This window comes from Marinitoga sp. 1135 (genome assembly GCF_013363245.1).
Lineage (GTDB): Bacteria > Thermotogota > Thermotogae > Petrotogales > Petrotogaceae > Marinitoga > Marinitoga piezophila.
In genome coordinates this window covers 70,205-88,333 of the sequence record NZ_LBEZ01000001.1, presented here as the reverse complement: position 1 = coordinate 88,333, position 18,129 = coordinate 70,205, and the positions used below count along the sequence as shown (strand labels likewise).

The 18,129-nt window shown below is 27.5% G+C and carries 19 protein-coding genes; 10 read left to right on the top strand and 9 right to left on the bottom strand.

The annotated features are described in order from the left end of the window. Positions 1–4: 4 nt before the first annotated feature. The 5 genes from XO10_RS00465 to tcmP all read left to right on the top strand — a co-directional run bounded on the left by XO10_RS00465 (position 5) and on the right by tcmP (position 3,830). Complete coding sequence (locus tag XO10_RS00465; RefSeq protein ID WP_175420974.1) at positions 5–388, top strand: hypothetical protein; 384 nt, start codon at positions 5–7, stop codon at positions 386–388. Between the two features lie 2 nt (positions 389–390). Beyond that, positions 391–651, top strand: coding sequence for a DUF2283 domain-containing protein (locus XO10_RS00460; RefSeq protein WP_175420973.1), 261 nt, complete (start codon positions 391–393; stop codon positions 649–651). A 75-nt stretch (positions 652–726) separates the two neighbouring features. Beyond that, positions 727–1,689, top strand: coding sequence for a hypothetical protein (locus XO10_RS00455; protein WP_175420972.1), 963 nt, complete (start codon positions 727–729; stop codon positions 1,687–1,689). Between the two features lie 66 nt (positions 1,690–1,755). After that, a complete protein-coding gene (locus tag XO10_RS00450; RefSeq protein ID WP_175420971.1) occupies positions 1,756–2,715 on the top strand; it encodes a hypothetical protein in 960 nt (319 codons plus the stop codon). Further along, positions 2,694–3,830 (top strand): three-Cys-motif partner protein TcmP, encoded by a 1,137-nt coding sequence (gene tcmP / locus XO10_RS00445; protein ID WP_175420970.1) that lies wholly within the window; start codon positions 2,694–2,696, stop codon positions 3,828–3,830. Before XO10_RS00450 ends, tcmP begins: the two co-directional genes overlap by 22 nt. 8 nt (positions 3,831–3,838) lie before the next feature. On the opposite strand, the gene XO10_RS00440 is transcribed toward tcmP, so the two are convergent. Continuing rightward, positions 3,839–4,576, bottom strand: a complete 738-nt coding sequence (locus tag XO10_RS00440) for a DUF5131 family protein (protein WP_175420969.1) — start codon at positions 4,574–4,576, stop codon at positions 3,839–3,841. A gap of 209 nt (positions 4,577–4,785) precedes the next feature. Between XO10_RS00440 and XO10_RS00435 the strand changes: the two genes are divergently transcribed. From XO10_RS00435 to XO10_RS00415, 5 genes are all read left to right on the top strand, one after another. After that, positions 4,786–4,953: a hypothetical protein gene (locus XO10_RS00435; RefSeq protein WP_175420968.1), complete on the top strand. Its 168-nt coding sequence runs from the start codon at positions 4,786–4,788 to the stop codon at positions 4,951–4,953. After that, the gene (locus XO10_RS00430) at positions 4,950–6,488 is read left to right on the top strand and encodes a recombinase family protein (protein ID WP_175420967.1); all 1,539 of its coding nucleotides are present in this window, start codon (positions 4,950–4,952) and stop codon (positions 6,486–6,488) included. Before XO10_RS00435 ends, XO10_RS00430 begins: the two co-directional genes overlap by 4 nt. Before the next feature lie 362 nt (positions 6,489–6,850). Continuing rightward, entirely contained in the window at positions 6,851–7,642 is a 792-nt protein-coding gene (locus tag XO10_RS00425) for a MetQ/NlpA family ABC transporter substrate-binding protein (protein ID WP_014295615.1), read from the top strand. Between the two features lie 5 nt (positions 7,643–7,647). Next, complete coding sequence (locus XO10_RS00420) at positions 7,648–8,625, top strand: methionine ABC transporter ATP-binding protein (protein ID WP_232223905.1); 978 nt, start codon at positions 7,648–7,650, stop codon at positions 8,623–8,625. Between the two features lies 1 nt (position 8,626). After that, a complete protein-coding gene (locus XO10_RS00415) occupies positions 8,627–9,271 on the top strand; it encodes a methionine ABC transporter permease (RefSeq protein ID WP_014295613.1) in 645 nt (214 codons plus the stop codon). 33 nt (positions 9,272–9,304) lie between these two features. On the opposite strand, the gene XO10_RS00410 is transcribed toward XO10_RS00415, so the two are convergent. From XO10_RS00410 to alaS, 8 genes are all read right to left on the bottom strand, one after another. Further along, positions 9,305–10,558 (bottom strand): hypothetical protein, encoded by a 1,254-nt coding sequence (locus XO10_RS00410; RefSeq protein WP_041638401.1) that lies wholly within the window; start codon positions 10,556–10,558, stop codon positions 9,305–9,307. Beyond that, on the bottom strand, positions 10,453–11,187 hold the full coding sequence (truA, locus tag XO10_RS00405; protein ID WP_014295611.1) for a tRNA pseudouridine(38-40) synthase TruA: 735 nt from the start codon (positions 11,185–11,187) through the stop codon (positions 10,453–10,455). The genes XO10_RS00410 and truA overlap by 106 nt, the downstream gene beginning before the upstream one ends. Before the next feature lie 13 nt (positions 11,188–11,200). Continuing rightward, on the bottom strand, positions 11,201–11,794 hold the full coding sequence (locus tag XO10_RS00400; protein ID WP_014295610.1) for a hypothetical protein: 594 nt from the start codon (positions 11,792–11,794) through the stop codon (positions 11,201–11,203). Positions 11,795–11,811: 17 nt separating this feature from the next. Continuing rightward, positions 11,812–13,491 carry a phospho-sugar mutase gene (locus XO10_RS00395; protein ID WP_014295609.1) on the bottom strand — a complete coding sequence of 560 codons (1,680 nt, stop codon included), beginning with the start codon at positions 13,489–13,491 and terminating at the stop codon, positions 11,812–11,814. Between the two features lie 80 nt (positions 13,492–13,571). After that, positions 13,572–13,910 (bottom strand): YraN family protein, encoded by a 339-nt coding sequence (locus XO10_RS00390; RefSeq protein WP_014295608.1) that lies wholly within the window; start codon positions 13,908–13,910, stop codon positions 13,572–13,574. A gap of 2 nt (positions 13,911–13,912) precedes the next feature. Next, positions 13,913–14,212, bottom strand: a complete 300-nt coding sequence (gene gatC, locus XO10_RS00385; protein WP_014295607.1) for an Asp-tRNA(Asn)/Glu-tRNA(Gln) amidotransferase subunit GatC — start codon at positions 14,210–14,212, stop codon at positions 13,913–13,915. A 9-nt stretch (positions 14,213–14,221) separates the two neighbouring features. After that, a complete protein-coding gene (locus XO10_RS00380) occupies positions 14,222–15,505 on the bottom strand; it encodes an SLC13 family permease (protein WP_014295606.1) in 1,284 nt (427 codons plus the stop codon). A 14-nt stretch (positions 15,506–15,519) separates the two neighbouring features. Then, positions 15,520–18,126, bottom strand: a complete 2,607-nt coding sequence (gene alaS, locus XO10_RS00375) for an alanine--tRNA ligase (RefSeq protein WP_175420966.1) — start codon at positions 18,124–18,126, stop codon at positions 15,520–15,522. Positions 18,127–18,129: the final 3 nt, after the last annotated feature.

Genomic DNA, 18,129 nt, shown 5'->3' with positions numbered 1-18,129 from the left:
AAGAATGGTTAATAAAGATGAAATAATTTTTAGTACTACTGACCCTTTAGGAAGAAAAGTTGTTTTATATAGTTCGACATGGTATGGGCATATAGAAAAAAGAGATGATATTCCAGAAGATATGGTTGAAAAACTTGAAGAGGTTAAAAATACTTTAGAGAATCCTTATGCAATTGGCAAAAGCTTTGATAATGAAAATAGAGAATTTTATTATGCTTTTGATGAATCTTATAATAAATATACAGCTGTTATAGTTGATTTTTCTCAAACACCCTATTTTGTTGTAACAACATTCAAAACACAAAGATTAAAATGTAAACCATTCATATACATAAATTCAATTGAATATGGTACAATTATAGGCAAAGAAGAAAATTTGGAGGAATAATTATGAAAAGAAAACACGGATACAGTCCAAAAGGTGATGTGGTTTATATAAAATTAAAAGATTCAAAAAGTAAATATGGAGATATGATTGATGACAACATCATACTTTTCTTTGATGATGATACTGATGAAATTGTAGGAATTGAAATATTATCTTTTAAAAAAACCTTAGAAAAAGGAATTTTAGAAAAGAAATTGAAAAATTATAATTTGAATATCTTTGATGATTTGAAAAAAATATATTATGAAATGAATGTCAATTAGCGAGACCTCGAGGGTCTCGCTTTTTTAATTAATCAAACGCTTGATATATTAATTTTTGATTAAGGAGGGAACTACATGAAAAAAGTGGGTTTATTTTTTATAGGAATACTTTTGCTTTTTTCTTTATCTTCATGTATTAGTGATCTTTTTTCAAAAGTCGAATATCCTGAAATTTCAGGATATTGGAAAATTGATACAACTTTATCAGGATTAAAAAATACGGACTATATGTTTATAGAACCAAATGCTGATACTGATAAAATTACAGGATATTTCCAAAAGCACGATATTTTTGGAGAACCAACTGATAAATATAATATTAATGGGAATTTTGAAGATATGACAAATTTAAACTTCTCCTATGAATATTCATTTAATAATTCCAAAGTAAAAATTGAATATTCTGGAATTTTGAAAGATAATTCAATTTCAGGAAAAGTTAATCAATTTGTGAATGGAATGTTATATGCAAGCGGAACATTTGATTCTACATATTTAGGAAAAGAATTGAATTTAGAGTCTAAATTACGAATAAAATTAAATTATCCAGAAGTTCCAGAATTTTTATCTCAAAACAAAGAAGATGCCGCTGTTTATATTCGAAAAAAGGAAGATACCAATAATGCTACTTATACATTTGATTCAAATTTTGAAGTTTCTATTCCAATTTCTGAAACAGGAATATATAGAATTTATATAAATACAGGGAAAGATTTTGAAAACATAAGTGGTGACTATGAAATAAAGTCTTTGCTTCAAGATTCATCTTTAAGTTTTAATGTAGATTATAGTTGGGGAATTCTTCATGTAGTTATTAATGATTTTAATAATGTATCTTCTGCCAAGGTGACTTATATATATCATGGAACAAATTATTCTTCATCACAAGAAGTTGAAATAACTTCTGCTGATCAATATGTTTATATACCAGCAAATACTTATTATGAAATTATATTAGAAAAAAATTATGTAAATGGTGCAAAATCAACAAAATCTACTTGGCATATGTTTAAACCTTTAGAAATATTAAATTTTTGATATTACTTATTAAACTTTGTTCCTGTTAAACTCGAGGAGTACGAGAGGAATTGAGGGGGGATGCGGGTGTGTGAAATTGATTTGGGAACATTAGAAAAAATTTGGTGTGGATGGAAATCAATAGGAACTATTAAAAAATGCGATCAAAATACAGAAAATATAGATCAACTTTTTTGTTTGCCACCTGTATTTTTAAAAACTTTTAAATACTGTGGGAATATAAAGAAAGATAGAAAAATCTACGTACCAACAGATAATGCAATTTTATATATTGGTATAAACAATGGTCTTATAAACTTAGAGAAAAAGAAAACAACACTAGAAAAATATATTAATAATTCTAATAATTGGTATAGTAATGAATATAAAGATTTAATCGGAAATGAAATTTGTGATGAAACTACTAACGATAAAACTACTAATAGTGATTTTTATTATTATAAAAAAGCTGTATTTAATTATTTTTTAGATGAACAATATGTTGTTAGTTCATATTTTGGTGGAATTATTGTAAATACTTCTAAGATTTTTTATAAAATGAATTGTGTTAAAAATTTCATCTTCGTAGAAATATTTCCATTCTGGAGTGGAACAACAGAGGGATTAGAAAATGTAATTACAAATTGGATTGACTGTTTAAAAGAAAATAATAATAAAGACAAATGCAAAATTGATGATATAGTAGATTATATAGTAAAAAAAATTAATAATTCCAAAATAGAAATTGAAAAAGCTTGGATTAAACTTATTATTGAATTTCAAAAAGATTTATTAGAACATTTAATAAAAAATGCTTCTGAAATTTGTATTGTTGGTAGAGAAGGGAATATAGATATTATAAATAAAATAGCTTGCTATATATTTGAGGAAATAGACAAAAATAAAATAAAAAAAGATAATGTATATTGGTATAACAACAAGCTAAAACCAAATAAATATGAAAAAATAAATATTTACAAAAGAAACTCAAACAAATTATTCTTAAATAATGAGGAGGAAGTTACATGTCACCTAAATCAGCTTTAGATTGGGATATCAAAGAACATACTTTGATTAAAGAAGCTATATTGGGAAAATACTTACATATATGGTTTACTGCTGTTTCAAAAGATTATACATCGATATTTTATATTGATGGTTTTGCTGGTTCTGGCAAATTACAAGATACTTTAGGAAACTTTAAAGAAGGCTCTCCATTAGTTGCGCTAGAAGAAAGTTTTTTTGCATTAAAAAATCATAATAAAGCAAATTTTTACTTATTTTTTGTAGAAAAAAACAAAGAAGCATCACAGATACTTCAAAGTAATTTAGAGAAAAAATTCGATGTTTTAGATAAAAAATATAATATTGAAAAAATAGAAGAAAAAATAAAATTTAGAGTACAAAATATGGAATTTGATAGATTAGTCACAGCTTTAGAAGCTTTCTTAAAACAATTCCCGCAAAATGAATTGAAAAACTTACCATTATTTGTTTTTATTGACCCTTTTGGAATTAATATAAAATTTGAATGGATAGAATTCTTTTTGAATAATTTTAAATCTGAAATTCTTATAAATTTTGTTTCAAGTGCTTTAACTAGAAATAAAGATAAAATGAATAATAAAAAAATAAGGGAAATTTTTGGTACTGATATTGACTTAGATAATGTGGAAAATTATGCTTTAGAATTCAAAAAACAAATAAAAGAAAAATTCGAAAAATCTAAAGTTTTAATTTTCAATATGAAAAATTCAAAAAATTCTACAGTTTATAATCTAATTCATATTTCACAACATTACAAAGCTATTAAAAAAATGAAAGAAATAATGTTTAATGAAAGTACTTTTTCAAATAGTTTTGGTTATACGCCAAATGATAAAAATATTAAAAATCAATTAGTTTTATTTGACCCAGGAAAAGAGTATTTTGAAAAGAATTTGTGTATACTATTTCCTCATAATGAACCAATAATTGCTGAAAAAATATATTCTTTTTTTCTTCATTCAGATAAATTCATTTGGCCTGAGAAAAAAATAAGAGAATATCTTTTAAGTCTTGAAAAAGAAGGTAAAATAAAATATATTAAAGATTTAGATGAGAAAAAGAAACGGCGAAAAAACACATTACCATATTCTTCAATAATTGAAATAATAAAATAAACGTCTTCCTAAACTGGAAGACGTTCTATTTTGGTATTAATTTCAGGCATATCATCCCATGTTCTACCATCAAGGATCCTTCCGTTTTTCTTTTTGTTAAATCCTCCCCATTGTTTGAAGAAGAAATGAATGTCTTGTTCTAAACACATATTTCTAATATTTCTTACCCAATCAGGTTCTATTGATCTTGCTCCGGGGCCACTTTCTCCGCCGACTACAACCCAATCAATTCCATCAAAATCAATATAAGGCATGTCACTTAAAAGAGGTTCCATTGAAACAAATTTTATTTTTGCTGGAATTTTTTTCAAGTGATTTAATCTATATAAATATTTCTCATGCTCTACTGTTACTCCTGCCCATATATTATCTGTCCATTTAACTTTTTTAGAAATTTCTAATAGTCTTTCACTTCTTTTAGTTAAAACTTGAAAAGTATGCCAATATGCTTTATTCATCACTTCAAAAACTTTTTCAATAAAATCATCTGGAACATCCTTATGAAATAGGTCCCCCATCGAAACTACAAAAATAATTTGCGGTTTTTTCCAATTCAATGGTTCATTTAAACTTTTAGGATGTATAGTAACTTTAAATCCATTTTCGTATTTTTTTAATCCCATATTTTTTAATCTTTTAGCTAATCTTTCAGCATAACAATTTTGGCATCCCAAGCTTTCTTTAGTACATCCAGTTACAGGATTCCAGGAAGATTCTGTCCACTCTATTTTTGATTTAAATGCCATAATAATCCCTCCTTAATAATATTTTATCATAAATATTTCAAAAAGTTAATTTCTAATGTGACGCTATCATTAATTTTTTGTTTTGTTTTATTTACTAAAATGTAGTATAATATATGTAGTAAATTGATAACTTATGTTAAATCGTTTAAGTATTAATATTTTGCATCACCGTATTAGAAAAAAGATAAAATCTCAATGAGGTGATGCAAATGATTATAGTTCATGTGCTTGTTTCCGAAGAAGATTTGGATCTTTTGAAGGAATTTGGATTTATGTTTTGGGATGAAAGAAAACTCAATCAAGACGAACTTTACGCATTTTATAAGTTTTTGCTTTCACTACAAAAGGTTAGCAAGGAGGGAAGTGAGGAGTTATGAAAAGAGCTGCTGCTTATGCAAGGTTTTCAAGTGAAAATCAGACTGATGATTCCATAGAAGCACAATTAAGAGCAATAACAGAATATGCTGAAAAGAACGGGTATAAAATTGTAGAAAAATATATCGATAGAGCAAGATCAGCAAAATCCGATGATAGGCCAGAATTTCAAAGAATGGTAAAAGATGCAAAATCTAAAAAATTTGATGCTGTAATTATTCATAAAATTGATAGATTCGCACGAAATATAAAAGACGCTGCATGGTATAAAGCTGAGTTAAATCAATATGGAGTGGATCTTCTTTCTGTATCTGAAGATTTAACAGGTGCGTCTGGTGATCTTATTTTTAATATTATGGCCAGTGTAGCTGATTGGTATTTGAAAAATCTTAAGAATGAAATAAACACCAAAGTAAGAATTACTGCAGAAAAAGCTTATTTTTTAGGTGGAATTCCACCGTATGGATATGATGTAGAAGAAACTTATGAAGAAATAACTTTTGGTGATAGAGTGAAGAAAATACCAAGAAAAAAATATGTTATAAATGAACGCGAAGCGGAAGTTGTAAAATTAATGTTTGAGTTAGCGGCAAAAGGATATTCCAGCATTAAAATAGAAGAGTATTTGAACAAAAATGGTTATACCAATAGAAGAGGGAATAAATGGAGTTATAGTACAATTTATGACATACTAAGAAATCCTAAATATAAAGGAACCTATGTATGGGCACGTGGGAACCATAGAACTTCACACATTAAAAGAGATGATGCTGTAGTAGTAAATAATGCCATACCTGCAATTATTTCTGAAGAACTTTGGAATAAAGCTCATGCTGAAATGAAGAAGAAAAGAAAAATAAGAAAAAGTAAACATAAATATTTGTTAAAAGGACTTATATACTGTGGTGTATGCGGAGCTCACATGACTCCTTACGGTGGAACATATCCAAGATATGTTTGTTCTGAATGGCAAAAAGCTAAAAATAATAGAGAAAAAGGAGATCATTTTACTTCAATTTCAAAACAAAAAGTAGAAAATTTTGTAATAGACTTTCTTTTAAATGATGTTTTTGGTATTTTAAATTCTGAAGAATTATTGGAAAGAATAAAAGCTATGATGCAACTAAAAGAACAAAAACATAAAGACGAAATTCTAGAGGAAAAGAAAAAAATAAATGTTTTAAAAGAAAAGAAAAAACGATTAGAAGAAAGTTTTATTGATGCAGTTGAAAACGGCGTAAATCCGGAAAGTATTAAAAGTAGAATTAAAAAATTAGATGATGAGATAAAATCTTTAAAGTCAAGAATTAAAAGGTATAATGAAGAAGTTATAGAGATAGACGATATAACTATTAAGAACATGGTTGATACAGCTATAAGTATTCTTAATAGTGATGATCAAGTTTTGTTGGAAGATTTTTTACATCAAGTAATTGATAGAATTGAGATTCGCCCGTCGGGGCGCTCAAATAAAAACTATGTAGCAATAAAACTCAGAGGTCTAAGTAAGTATATTAGTAAATTACAAAATATTTGACATAATATTTTTAATCCTTCGCTTTGAAAAAACTTACATGAGATTATATAATGGAAGCACTCCGTTGCCTCCAAAAAACTCCCGACTTATGTCGGGAGTTTTTATTTTTGTATTAAAAAAAGTCTTGACATTTGACTTTATTTATGTTAAAATCGTAAAAAATTACAGAGGTGATTTTATGAAAAATTTTTCAACATTTGAATTTTTATATAAAGTAAATATGATGATGATGTGGCATTTGCGGTCTTCTCTAATGAAGATTAATGCCACACTGTTTTCGTGCTGAGTGGTTTTAATTGAGAAGGCCGATTAGAAATAATCGGCCTTCTTTTTTTTAATATTTTTTATGGAGGTGGTTTTTTATGAAAAAAGTGGTATTTATTCTGGTAGGAATTTTATTGGTATTGATGGGATGTAGTGAAAAAGAGAAAGTTTTTAAAATCGGAGCTACAGCTATTCCGCACGCTGAAATTCTAGAATTTGTTAAAAATGATTTTGAAAAGGAAACGGGATATAAATTAGATATTGTTGTTTTTAATGATTATGTACAGCCTAATATCGCGTTAGAAGAAGAACAGATTGATGCTAATTATTTTCAACATATTCCCTATTTAGAAGAATTTTCAAAAAATAAAGGATATACCGATTTAATTGCCGTTGCTAAAATTCATGTTGAACCAATGGGTTTTTATTCTAAAAAACAATTATCAGAATTTAAATCCGGTGATAAGGTTGTTATTCCTAATGATGCAACTAATGAAGGAAGAGCTTTATTATTACTTGCAAAAAATGGTTTAATCACCCTTAAATCAACAAATTCATTGAAAGTAACAATAACGGATATTAAAGATAATAAATATAATTTAAATTTTGTAGAATTGGACGCTGCATATCTTCCAAGAACTTACAAAGAAGATAATACTGTTGTTGGTGCAGTTATTAATACAAATTATGCTATTGAAAATGGTTTAAATCCTTTGCAGGATGCTATTTTTATTGAAGATGCAAATTCACCATATGCAAATATTATTGCAGTAAAAGAAAAAAATAAAAATAATAAACAATTAAAAAAGTTAATTGAATTATTGCAAAGTCAGAAGGTAAAGGAGTTTATATTAGAAAAATATAATGGGGCTGTTGTTCCAGTATTTTAAGGAGTGTGAATGTTTTGCTTGAAGTTAAAAACTTGAATCTTACATATGATGGATTAAATTACATTTTAAAAGATATTAATTTTAATATAAAAAAAGGCGAAATCGTTGGGATAATAGGACTTTCCGGAGCCGGAAAGTCCTCCTTATTGAGAGCTTTAACTCTTTTAAAAAGACCTGAGGGAAAAATTCTATTTAACAATATTGATTTAACCTCATTATCAGGTAGAGATTTAAGAAAAATTCGAAAAAAAATAGGCGTTGCATTTCAACATTATAATTTGTTATCAAGAAAAAATGTTTTTGATAATATTGCTTTGCCTCTTATTCTTAATAAAGAAAGAAATATTGAAAAAAGAGTCATTGATATTATAAAAAAAGTTGGTCTTGATCACCGAATTAAAGCTTTTCCATCACAATTATCAGGTGGAGAAAAACAAAGAGTGTCAATTGCAAGAGCAATTGTCTCAAATCCTGATATTTTGTTCCTTGATGAACCTACATCTGCGCTTGATCCAAAAACTACTGAAAAAATACTTGAATTAATATTAAAAATAAATATAGAAATGGCCATTTCAACTATTATTATCACTCATGAAATGGATGTAATAAAAAGAATTTGCGATAAAATACTATATTTGAAAAACGGAAGAGTTTATTATTATGGAGAAGTTTATAAATTCTTCTCAGAATTTGAAAATGAATTAAATAATGAATTCTATAAGGATGTTAATTTTAATTATAATAAATTAAAAGAAAGAACTGGCAAGATTATAAAAATTATCTTTTATGGAAACAATGTTGAAAAACCTATTCTTTATAACATTGCAAAAAAATATAATATTACTTTTAATATTTTATACGGAAAAATAGAAGAATTTAAAAATGCACCTTTTGGAAAACTTATAATTGAAATTGAGGGAAACGGAGCAAAGGAATTTATATATGATTTACAAAAACACGTTTATTCCCTGGAGGTGTTATAAGATGCATATTTATAATGAATTACTAAAAGCTACGTTAGAAACCCTTTATATGACATTTTTTTCAGGTTTTCTAAGCGTTGTTTTTGGAATTCCAATTGGAATATTATTGTATTTAACTTCTATTAATAATGATACAATTTCAAGAATTATTTATAGAATTCTTGATGGATTTATAAATATTTTTAGATCTATACCTTTTATAATTTTAATTGTGCTTGTTATTCCTTTAACTAAATTAATAGCCGGAACAATTATAGGTCCAAAATCAGCAGTTGTTTCACTAACTATAGCTGCTATTCCTTTTATGGCCAGATTAAGTGAAAATACATTTAATTCTCTTCCTAAAGAAATGCTTGATACCGCACATACTCTTGGAATGAATAATACAGAATTTATATTAAAAATGTTGTTGCCTGAAACTTTACCAAAAATAGTTTCTGATATAACTTTATTATTAATTAATCTTATAACCTATACCGCAATTGCCGGTGCTGTTGGTGCTGGAGGTCTTGGTGCTATGGCTATAAATTACGGCTATCAACGATTTAGATTTGATGTTTTAATTTATGATATTATTATTTTAATATCTATTACACAATTAATACAGGCTATAGGAAAAAATATTGAAAAAAAATTGTTATTATAAAAAATTCCCTGGGCTAAATACCAGGGAATTTTTTTATTTGTTATATGTTTTTTCTTTTATCTTTATTATTTTTATTGCATTATTCTTTATTATTACTTTCTTATCTTTTATTTCAAACACTCCTGAAGTATTTAAATTTATATTATACATAATTTTTGAAGTAATTCCTTTATAATACAATCCTCCTGTTTTTAGATCTATACTATACATTTTCCCGCCAAATGTTGTAATTTCTATAATATTATTTTTTACTTTTATACTTGCTGGACTTCTTTCCATATCTCTAATTATATTTCTTAATCCAACAGTTAAAATTTCTCCGTATGAGGTTATTATGTAAACTGTGTAATTATATTCATATAAAAATATGGGCTTTCCATGATATTGAATACCATGTTTTTTATCAAGCATCCCATATGGCGATATAAAATCCACATTTTCAACATCAAGAATTTTATCCCCATTTTTCGGTATCCATATGCTTCTTTTTTCTCCAAGTATTGATATACCAGATTCCAATTCAAAAATTGCATAAATATTTTCCATTTTAATTTCTTTTTCTACAACCTCTTTTATAAGAGAAAGAGTATAATTATTTTCACTTTCTGTCGTATCAAAATTTACTTTTTCGTATGGAGTTATTAATTCATATTTCGCAGGTGGGATTTCCATATTTTCATCCAACTGAATAGGTATGTTATTTAAAGTAGCTGGACCCGTATATCCAACAATTTTTAAATTTACCCATTTATCAGGAACTCTTTTTATACTTTCCCCTATCGGCATAGATACAGGTACATTAAAAATATTACCATTTTTGTATATGTTTATATATACTTCATTTTCCCAATTTATAAATGTTGATTTTACCCTATCTCCATCGTTCAATACTATTTCACAATCATTAGCCATAACATATATTCTTCTTGGATAATAATCTTTTAATATTTTTCTTATTAATATTTTATAATTATCAAACTTATCGATATATTCATTTCCTTTAAAATCGATTTTTATTTCTGGAAGATTGACAACAACCTCCATTCTTTCAGATAGAGTAGACGGTGGCGTTTCAATATCAGCATATTTATATATTTCATAATATATTTTAGAAAATAAAGAAGTAGGGCCTTTATAAATAAGCCCTATTTTTTCTTTAGCAAATATATTTGAGGATATTATTAAAATAATACTGAATAAAAGTATAATCCTTGTGGTGGTGCTGAAGCCGGTGCCTTTGACCTGCTTTTGGCCTCTAATATCTCTTTTATATATTCTGGTTCCCAATTTTCTGTCCCTACCTTTACAAGTGCTCCTACTATATTCCTGACCATTCTTCTTAAGAACGAATGGCCTTCTACCCTTATTAATATAATATTATTTCTCATTTTTAAAATTCTTATTCTATATATTGTTCTTACTGGATTTCTATCATCGTTTCCAGTTTTAAATGTCGTAAAATCATGTTCTCCTTCAAGATATTTTGCAGCTTTTCTCATTTTTTCAATATTTAAATCATATGGAAACCACCAAACTCTATCTCTTAAAAAGATGTTTGGTTCATCATTTTGATATATAAAATAATGATATATTCTTTTTGTTGCTTCATGCCTTGGAGAAAATTTATCTCTTACTTTAAGAACTTTTCTAACATATATATCTTCTGGTAGATTTGCATTTAAAGCATCTTTTATATTTTCAAGTGTCATTCTTTCATTTGGAACATCAAAAGCTATAACCTGTCCATATCCATGAACACCTGTATCTGTTCTTCCTGCTCCCCATGAAATTACTTTTTGTTTAAATATTCTTTTTAAAACTTTTTCAAATTCTCCTTGAACTGTTCTTACTTTTGGTTGTCCTTGAAATCCATTGAATTTTGTTCCGTCATACGCTACTATTGCTGCTACTCTCATTTATTTACCTCCATTATTTAAATACTCCCTTTTCTTTCAAAACACCTGTTTCCAATATTTTATAAGCAATCTCCTTTTCTTCTTTTTCAAGTAATTCTAGATTTTTTGAAAACATATTTTCATAAACACGAATTAAATAAAGGTTTGCAAATTTTGAAATGTGCATTCCAAGCGTATCAATATGTTCATCAGGAACATCTTTTAATTGATTGTCAAGCCACTGTTCATAATTTTCACGAATATTCCCAAGGTTTATTAATCTATTTAATTCATGAATTATATTATATAATCCTACAAATTCAGAAATTACTTCAATATAATCACCGTATAGTTCCCTTATTTCATCAGGTATAAAATCAACAAAGGTTACTTTTAAGTAATTATTAATTCTCTTATCTATTTTCAGGAATCTTTTCATTCCAACAAGATTCCCTACTTTTTCTTTTATTACAAAGTATCCGAGTATTCCATCGTTTTTTTGTTTTATATTTTCAATATCCTCTTCACCATATAGTTCTATTTTTAATGTTTTTAAATCAATAAATTCACATTTTTTTGGAACATAAAAATCTCCATTATTACACACTAATAAAAGATTAGGTTCCATAATTTCACCTCAAATAATTATTCCATTATTAAATTCACTGCATCTTTTGCCATTTTTATCAAACTTTCTACTTCGTTTAAATTTTCTCCCTTTGCCATCAAATAAAACTTGATTTTAGGTTCTGTACCTGAAGGTCTACCTATAATCTTTATTTTATTATCATAATTCAATTCTACAACATTTGATTTAGGTAAATTATTTATCCCTTTTTTATAATCTATAGTTTCTATTAAGTTATATTCTCCTATTTTTACTGGTGGTTCATTTCTTAATTTTTCCATAGTATCGTTTATCTTTTGCATTCCTTTTATTCCTTCTAAGGTATATGAAACATTTTCTTCAAGATAATAGCCATATCTTTCATACAATTCATTTAAATATTTTTTTAAAGATTTGTTTTCTTTTTGTAAATGAGAAAATAAAACAGAAACTAATCCAGCTGCAATCACAGCATCTTTATCTCGTGCATGATCATTTGCAAGATAACCATAACTTTCTTCAAATCCAAAAATAAACTTTTTTTGACCATTTTCAGTATAATATTCTATTTTTTCACCAATGAATTTAAATCCTGTTAAAGTTTCTTCCAATGAAACATTAAACTCTTTTATAATGGGTTTTATCATGTCTGTTGTAACTATTGTTTTTACTATTAATCCATTATCTGGTAACATATTTAATGCCTGCAATCTTGTCAAAATAAAGTGGGCAAGCATAACTCCTATTTGATTACCTGTAAAAGTTATATATTCTCCATTCTCTTTAGCGTATATTCCCAATCTATCTGAATCAGGATCTGTTGCCATTATAAGATCAGCATCATTTTGTTTAGCCGCTTCTATAGCTAATTTAAATGCATCTTTTTCTTCTGGATTAGGGACTTTCACAGTGGAAAAATTTGAATCAGGAACTGCCTGTTTTTCAACTATAATTGTTTCAAATCCTAATCTTCCCAATAATTCTTTTACTGGTTTTAAACCTGTTCCATGTAAAGGTGTATATACTATCTTTAAATTATTTTCAAGTGAAGGTTCAAGAGATCTTAAAAAGCTTTCAAGCGTATCTATGTAATCATCAAATAATTCATCAGATACCCAATTTATTATTCCTTCTTCCAGACCATCTTCAAATTTCATAGTTTTTATGCCTTCAAAATAGTCCAATTTTTTTATTTCTTCAATTACTTTTTCTGCTATATGAGGTACTGCTTGAGTACCATCTGAGGTGTATATTTTATAACCATTATATTGCGGTGGATTATGACTTGCTGTAATTACTATTCCACCTGTAGCTTTTAATTGTCTCACTGCAAATGAAAGAATAGGCGTAGCTGTAACTTCTTTAAATATATAAACATTTATATTATTTGCAGCAAGAACAGAAGCTGCTGCTTTAGCAAATTCAAATGAAAATTTTCTTGTATCATATGCAATTACTACTGATGGAAATCTGCATATGCTTTTCAAATAATTTGCAAATCCCTGTGTTGCTTTGGATATAGTATGAATATTTATTCTATTTGTACCAGCTCCTATCTTCCCTCTTAATCCTCCTGTTCCAAACTCAAGATCCTTAAAGAATCTATCTATTATTTCATCTTCATTATCCTTAATTTCTTCAAGTTCTTTTTTTAGCATTTTATCGCTTTTTTCAAGCCATATATTTAATTTTTTATATGAAATTTCTTTTAAATCCATTATCTTCTCCTCCTTTTACTGCTAGCTTTCCACATATATTATACCATAATATAAACAAATAAAAAAAGGGCATTACGCCCTTATATTAATCTTTGGTCAGGAAAATATGAGATTTCAAATTTATCGTTAATCCCAATTACATCTATCCTTGTTTCTTCAAAGTTTGGTTTAAACTTATTAATATATATATTTGCTACTCTAATTATTTTGTTTATTTTAGAAATATTAACCCTATAGGCAGGATTTCCATAATAATCCTTCCCGCCTTTTACTTCAACAAAAACCAATGTATTTCCATCTTTTGCAATTATATCTATTTCGCCTATACGGGTAGTAAAATTTCTTTTTAAAATCTTAAAACCTTTCTTTTTAAGAAACTTTACAGCAATATCTTCATATATTTTTCCTTTGTTGTTCATGATTAATTCTGAATTCCAGGCACCTTCAAGAGATTATCCTTTTTATTTGGATATTCTTTTATTATATTTTCTATATATTCAGAAACTTTTTCTTTATCTTCATGAAATACATTTTTTAATATATTTTCAACAGGTGAAAACATGGGTTCAATATTTTCTGTAATTACTTCATCTATTTGATTCATATAATTTAATATTTCCTCTAAATCTTTTTTTATTATCTCTTTTTCTTCTTCACTTAATTTTATCATTGATAATTTTTCTAATTTGGTAATTAATTCATCATTTACTTCTATTTTCATTCTCTCACCTCATATTAATATAAATTCTATATATATTGCTGAAATTATTAAATTAACAGACACTATTAAAGCTGCATATTTAAAGAAATTTATAAAACTAATCTCTTCATTTTTAAATTGTTTTAGCATTGCAAGAGCTATAATATTTGCCGATGCACCTATAGGTGTAAAATTTCCACCTAAACATGCTCCAAGAGATAATGCATACCACAATGGGTTTAAATTCCCAAATGTTTCCGGATTAATATTTTGAAGATTTTTTATTACAGGGATCATTGTCGCCGTAAATGGAATATTATCTACAACACCTGATACTGTACCTGAAACACCTATAAGCATCATCGCAAAGCTTCTCATAGAATCTCCTGCAATTTTTGCAAGAAAATAAGTAAAGTCTTTTAAAATTCCTGTTTCTACAAGACCTCCCGTAATTATAAATAGTCCAAAAAAGAACAAAATTGTTCCCCATTCTACTTCTTTCAATATTTCTTCAACTTCATCTTTATCCAGTATCAAAAGTGCTAAGAAACCTATGAATAAAGCAATTGTCGAACTTTCCATTTCAAGTTGATGCTGAAAAATAAACATTAAAAGCGTTAATATAAGTAAAAACCATGATATTATAAAATCCTTTTTATTTCCTATTGCAGAATGTGGATCAAATGATTTTACTTTTTCCTGATCAATTTTAAAATTCAATGTTTTTTTAAACATTATCATTGTTATTATTTGCATTGTAAATAGGTTTATAAAAGATATTGGACCATTTGTTAGAAAAAATTCTGTGAAATTTAATCCGGCTGCACTTGCAATCATAATATTCGGTGGATCACCAATAATGGTTGCAGTACCTCCAATATTAGATGCCATTATTTCACCAAATATAAAAGGTAACGGATCTACATCTAATGAATCTGTAATTGCTAAGGTAATCGGTATAAATACCAATACAGTAGTAACATTATCAATAATAGCAGACATCAATGCAACCATAAACGTTAAACCAAAATAGAGCAAAAATCCATTTTTCTTAAATATTTTCAGGGTTACTATTCCAAGATATTCAAATAATCCCTTCTTTCTTATAACCGAAACAAAGATCATCATACCCATTAAAAGATATATAGTATTTACATCAACATAATTTTTTATTGCTTCGATATGATTATCAAATATTCCAAATATCATCATGATAGTGGCGCCAAGAATCGCCACTATCGTTCTATTTACTTTTTCGGTAATAAGTAATGTATATGAAAAAAGAAATATAATGAGGGCTATAATTCTATCCATTTAAGAACACCAGCTTACTTTATATAATTTTGAATGTTATTCATCACTTCGTTAATTTTAACGGCATTTTTACCTCCAGCTTGTGCAAAGTCTGGTCTTCCACCACCGCCACCACCAAGTTCTTTCGCTATTTTTCTTGCGATATTTCCTGCATGATATTTTCCAACTATATCTTTTGTTACTTTAACAACAAAATTTACTTTTTCACCATTTTTGTTGAATAATATTATTATTCCGCTTCCAACTTTATTTACAGCAATATCAGTAACATTTCTCAAAACATCATTGTCAACCTTTTCAAATACTTTCATGTAGATCTTTGTATCTTCAAATTCTTTTACATTAAATGCATCTATAGATTGTGAAGTCATTTTTTCTTGAAGCCTTTTGATTTCTTTTTCCTGTTCCCTGATTTTTTCAAGAAGTCCCAATATTCTTGGAACCACAATTTCCTGCGCAGCTTCCAGATGTTCTGAAATTACATTTATTTTATCTTCTAGATCATTTAAATATTCAAGTGATTTCATTCCGGTAATAGCTTCTATTCTTCTTACACCTGCAGAAACTGCTGTTTCTGTTGTTATTTTAAATAATCCTATTTCTCCTGTGGAAGAAACATGTGTTCCTCCACACAATTCAGAACTAAAGTCTGAAATCTTTACAACTCTTACTTTATCACCGTATTTTTCTTCAAATAATGCCATTGCATTTTCGCTTTTGGCTTCATCAAGACTTTTTATTTCTGTAATAACCTTTATATTTTCAAGTATTTTTTCATTTACAAGCTTTTCTACTGCTTTTATTTCTTCTGGTTTCATTGCTTCGTAATGTGAAAAGTCAAATCTAAGTTTTTCGTCTGTTACCAACGAACCAGCCTGTTTTACATGTGTCCCTAATACTTCTCTTAATGCTTTATGCAATAAATGTGTAGCTGTATGATTTCTTTTTATATTCTGTCGTCTTTCTTTGTTAATTATTAATTCAGCCTTTTCGCTGCGTTTAATAGTACCTGATTTTACAACACCAAAGTGTCCTATTACTTCATTATTTATTATTTTAGTATCTTTTACTTCAAATTCAAATCCAGCCCCTTTTATTATTCCTGTATCTCCAATTTGTCCGCCTTTTTCAGCATAAAATGGTGTTTTATTTGTAATTACTACTACTTCTTCACCTTCACCAGCACTATCGATTATTTCTTCTTCTTTTATAATATATAATATTTCTCCTTCATCTTCTATTTTTTCATAACCTGTAAAATCTGTAGTTTTTATTTCATCACCAACAAATTTATATGCCGGATTCATTTTCGCATATTCCTTTTCACCAGCGGCTTCTCTTGCACGTTTTTTCTGAAGCTCCATTTGCTTATTAAATCCTTCTTCATCAATTCCAAAACCATTTTCTTCGGCTATTTCTTTTGTTATATCAAGCGGGAAACCATATGTATCATATAATTCAAATGCAAACTCACCATCTATTATTTTATTTTCAGTATTTTTCATGTAATTTATTAATTTTTCTGTTCCTTTATCCAATGTTTCAAGGAATCTTTTTTCTTCAGTTTCAACTATTTTCTTTATGAAATCTTTTTTCTCTATAATCTCTGGATATATATCGCCATACTTTTCAAATACAGCATCTATTATTTTATTAATAAATGGTTCTTTCTTCCCAAGTAATGCCCCATGTCTTAAAGCCCTTCTTAATATTCTTCTTAATACATAACCTCTACCTTCATTTGAAGGTAGTATTCCTTCTGATACAAGGAATGTAACTGCTCTCGAATGATCAGCAATTACTTTTATTGAAACGTCTGTTTTTTCATTTTCTTTAAATTTTACATTAAATACAGATTCTATTTTATTAATAATAGGCATAAATAAATCTGTTTCAAAATTCTGATATACCCCTTGTACAGCTGCAACAACCCTTTCAAGACCTGCACCGGTATCAATATTTTTTCTTGGTAATGGTTCAAGATTTCCCTTTTCATCCTGGTAATATTCTGTAAATACAAGATTCCATATTTCAACATATCTTCCACAATCATCATATGGAGTGCAATTATCAGGATTTGGACAAAGTTCAACCATTCCTGTATCAAAATATATTTCGGAGGATGGACCACATGGACCGGTTGGGCCAACAGGACCCCACCAATTATCCTCTTTACCCATTTTTAATATTTTGTTTTCTGGTACACCTATTATATCTTTCCAGATATTATAAGCTTCTTCATCGTCTTTATAAACAGAAACCCATAATTTTTCTTCTGGAAGTTTTAATACTTTTGTTAAAAATTCCCATGCATATTTAATTGCACCTTCTTTAAAATAATCTCCAAAAGAAAAATTACCAAGCATTTCAAAAAATGTTTGATGTCTTGCGGTTCTTCCAACGTTTTCAATATCATTGGTTCTAATACATTTTTGACACGTAGCTATCCTCGTATAAGTTGGTTCCACTTTTCCCCAAAATATTGGTTTAAATGGTACCATACCTGCAACTGTAAACAATAATTGCGGATCTGAAGGAATTAATGGAAAACTTTTCATTACTTTATGACCATTTTTTTCGAAATATTCCAAAAATGATTTTCTAATCTCTTCTGATGTCATATA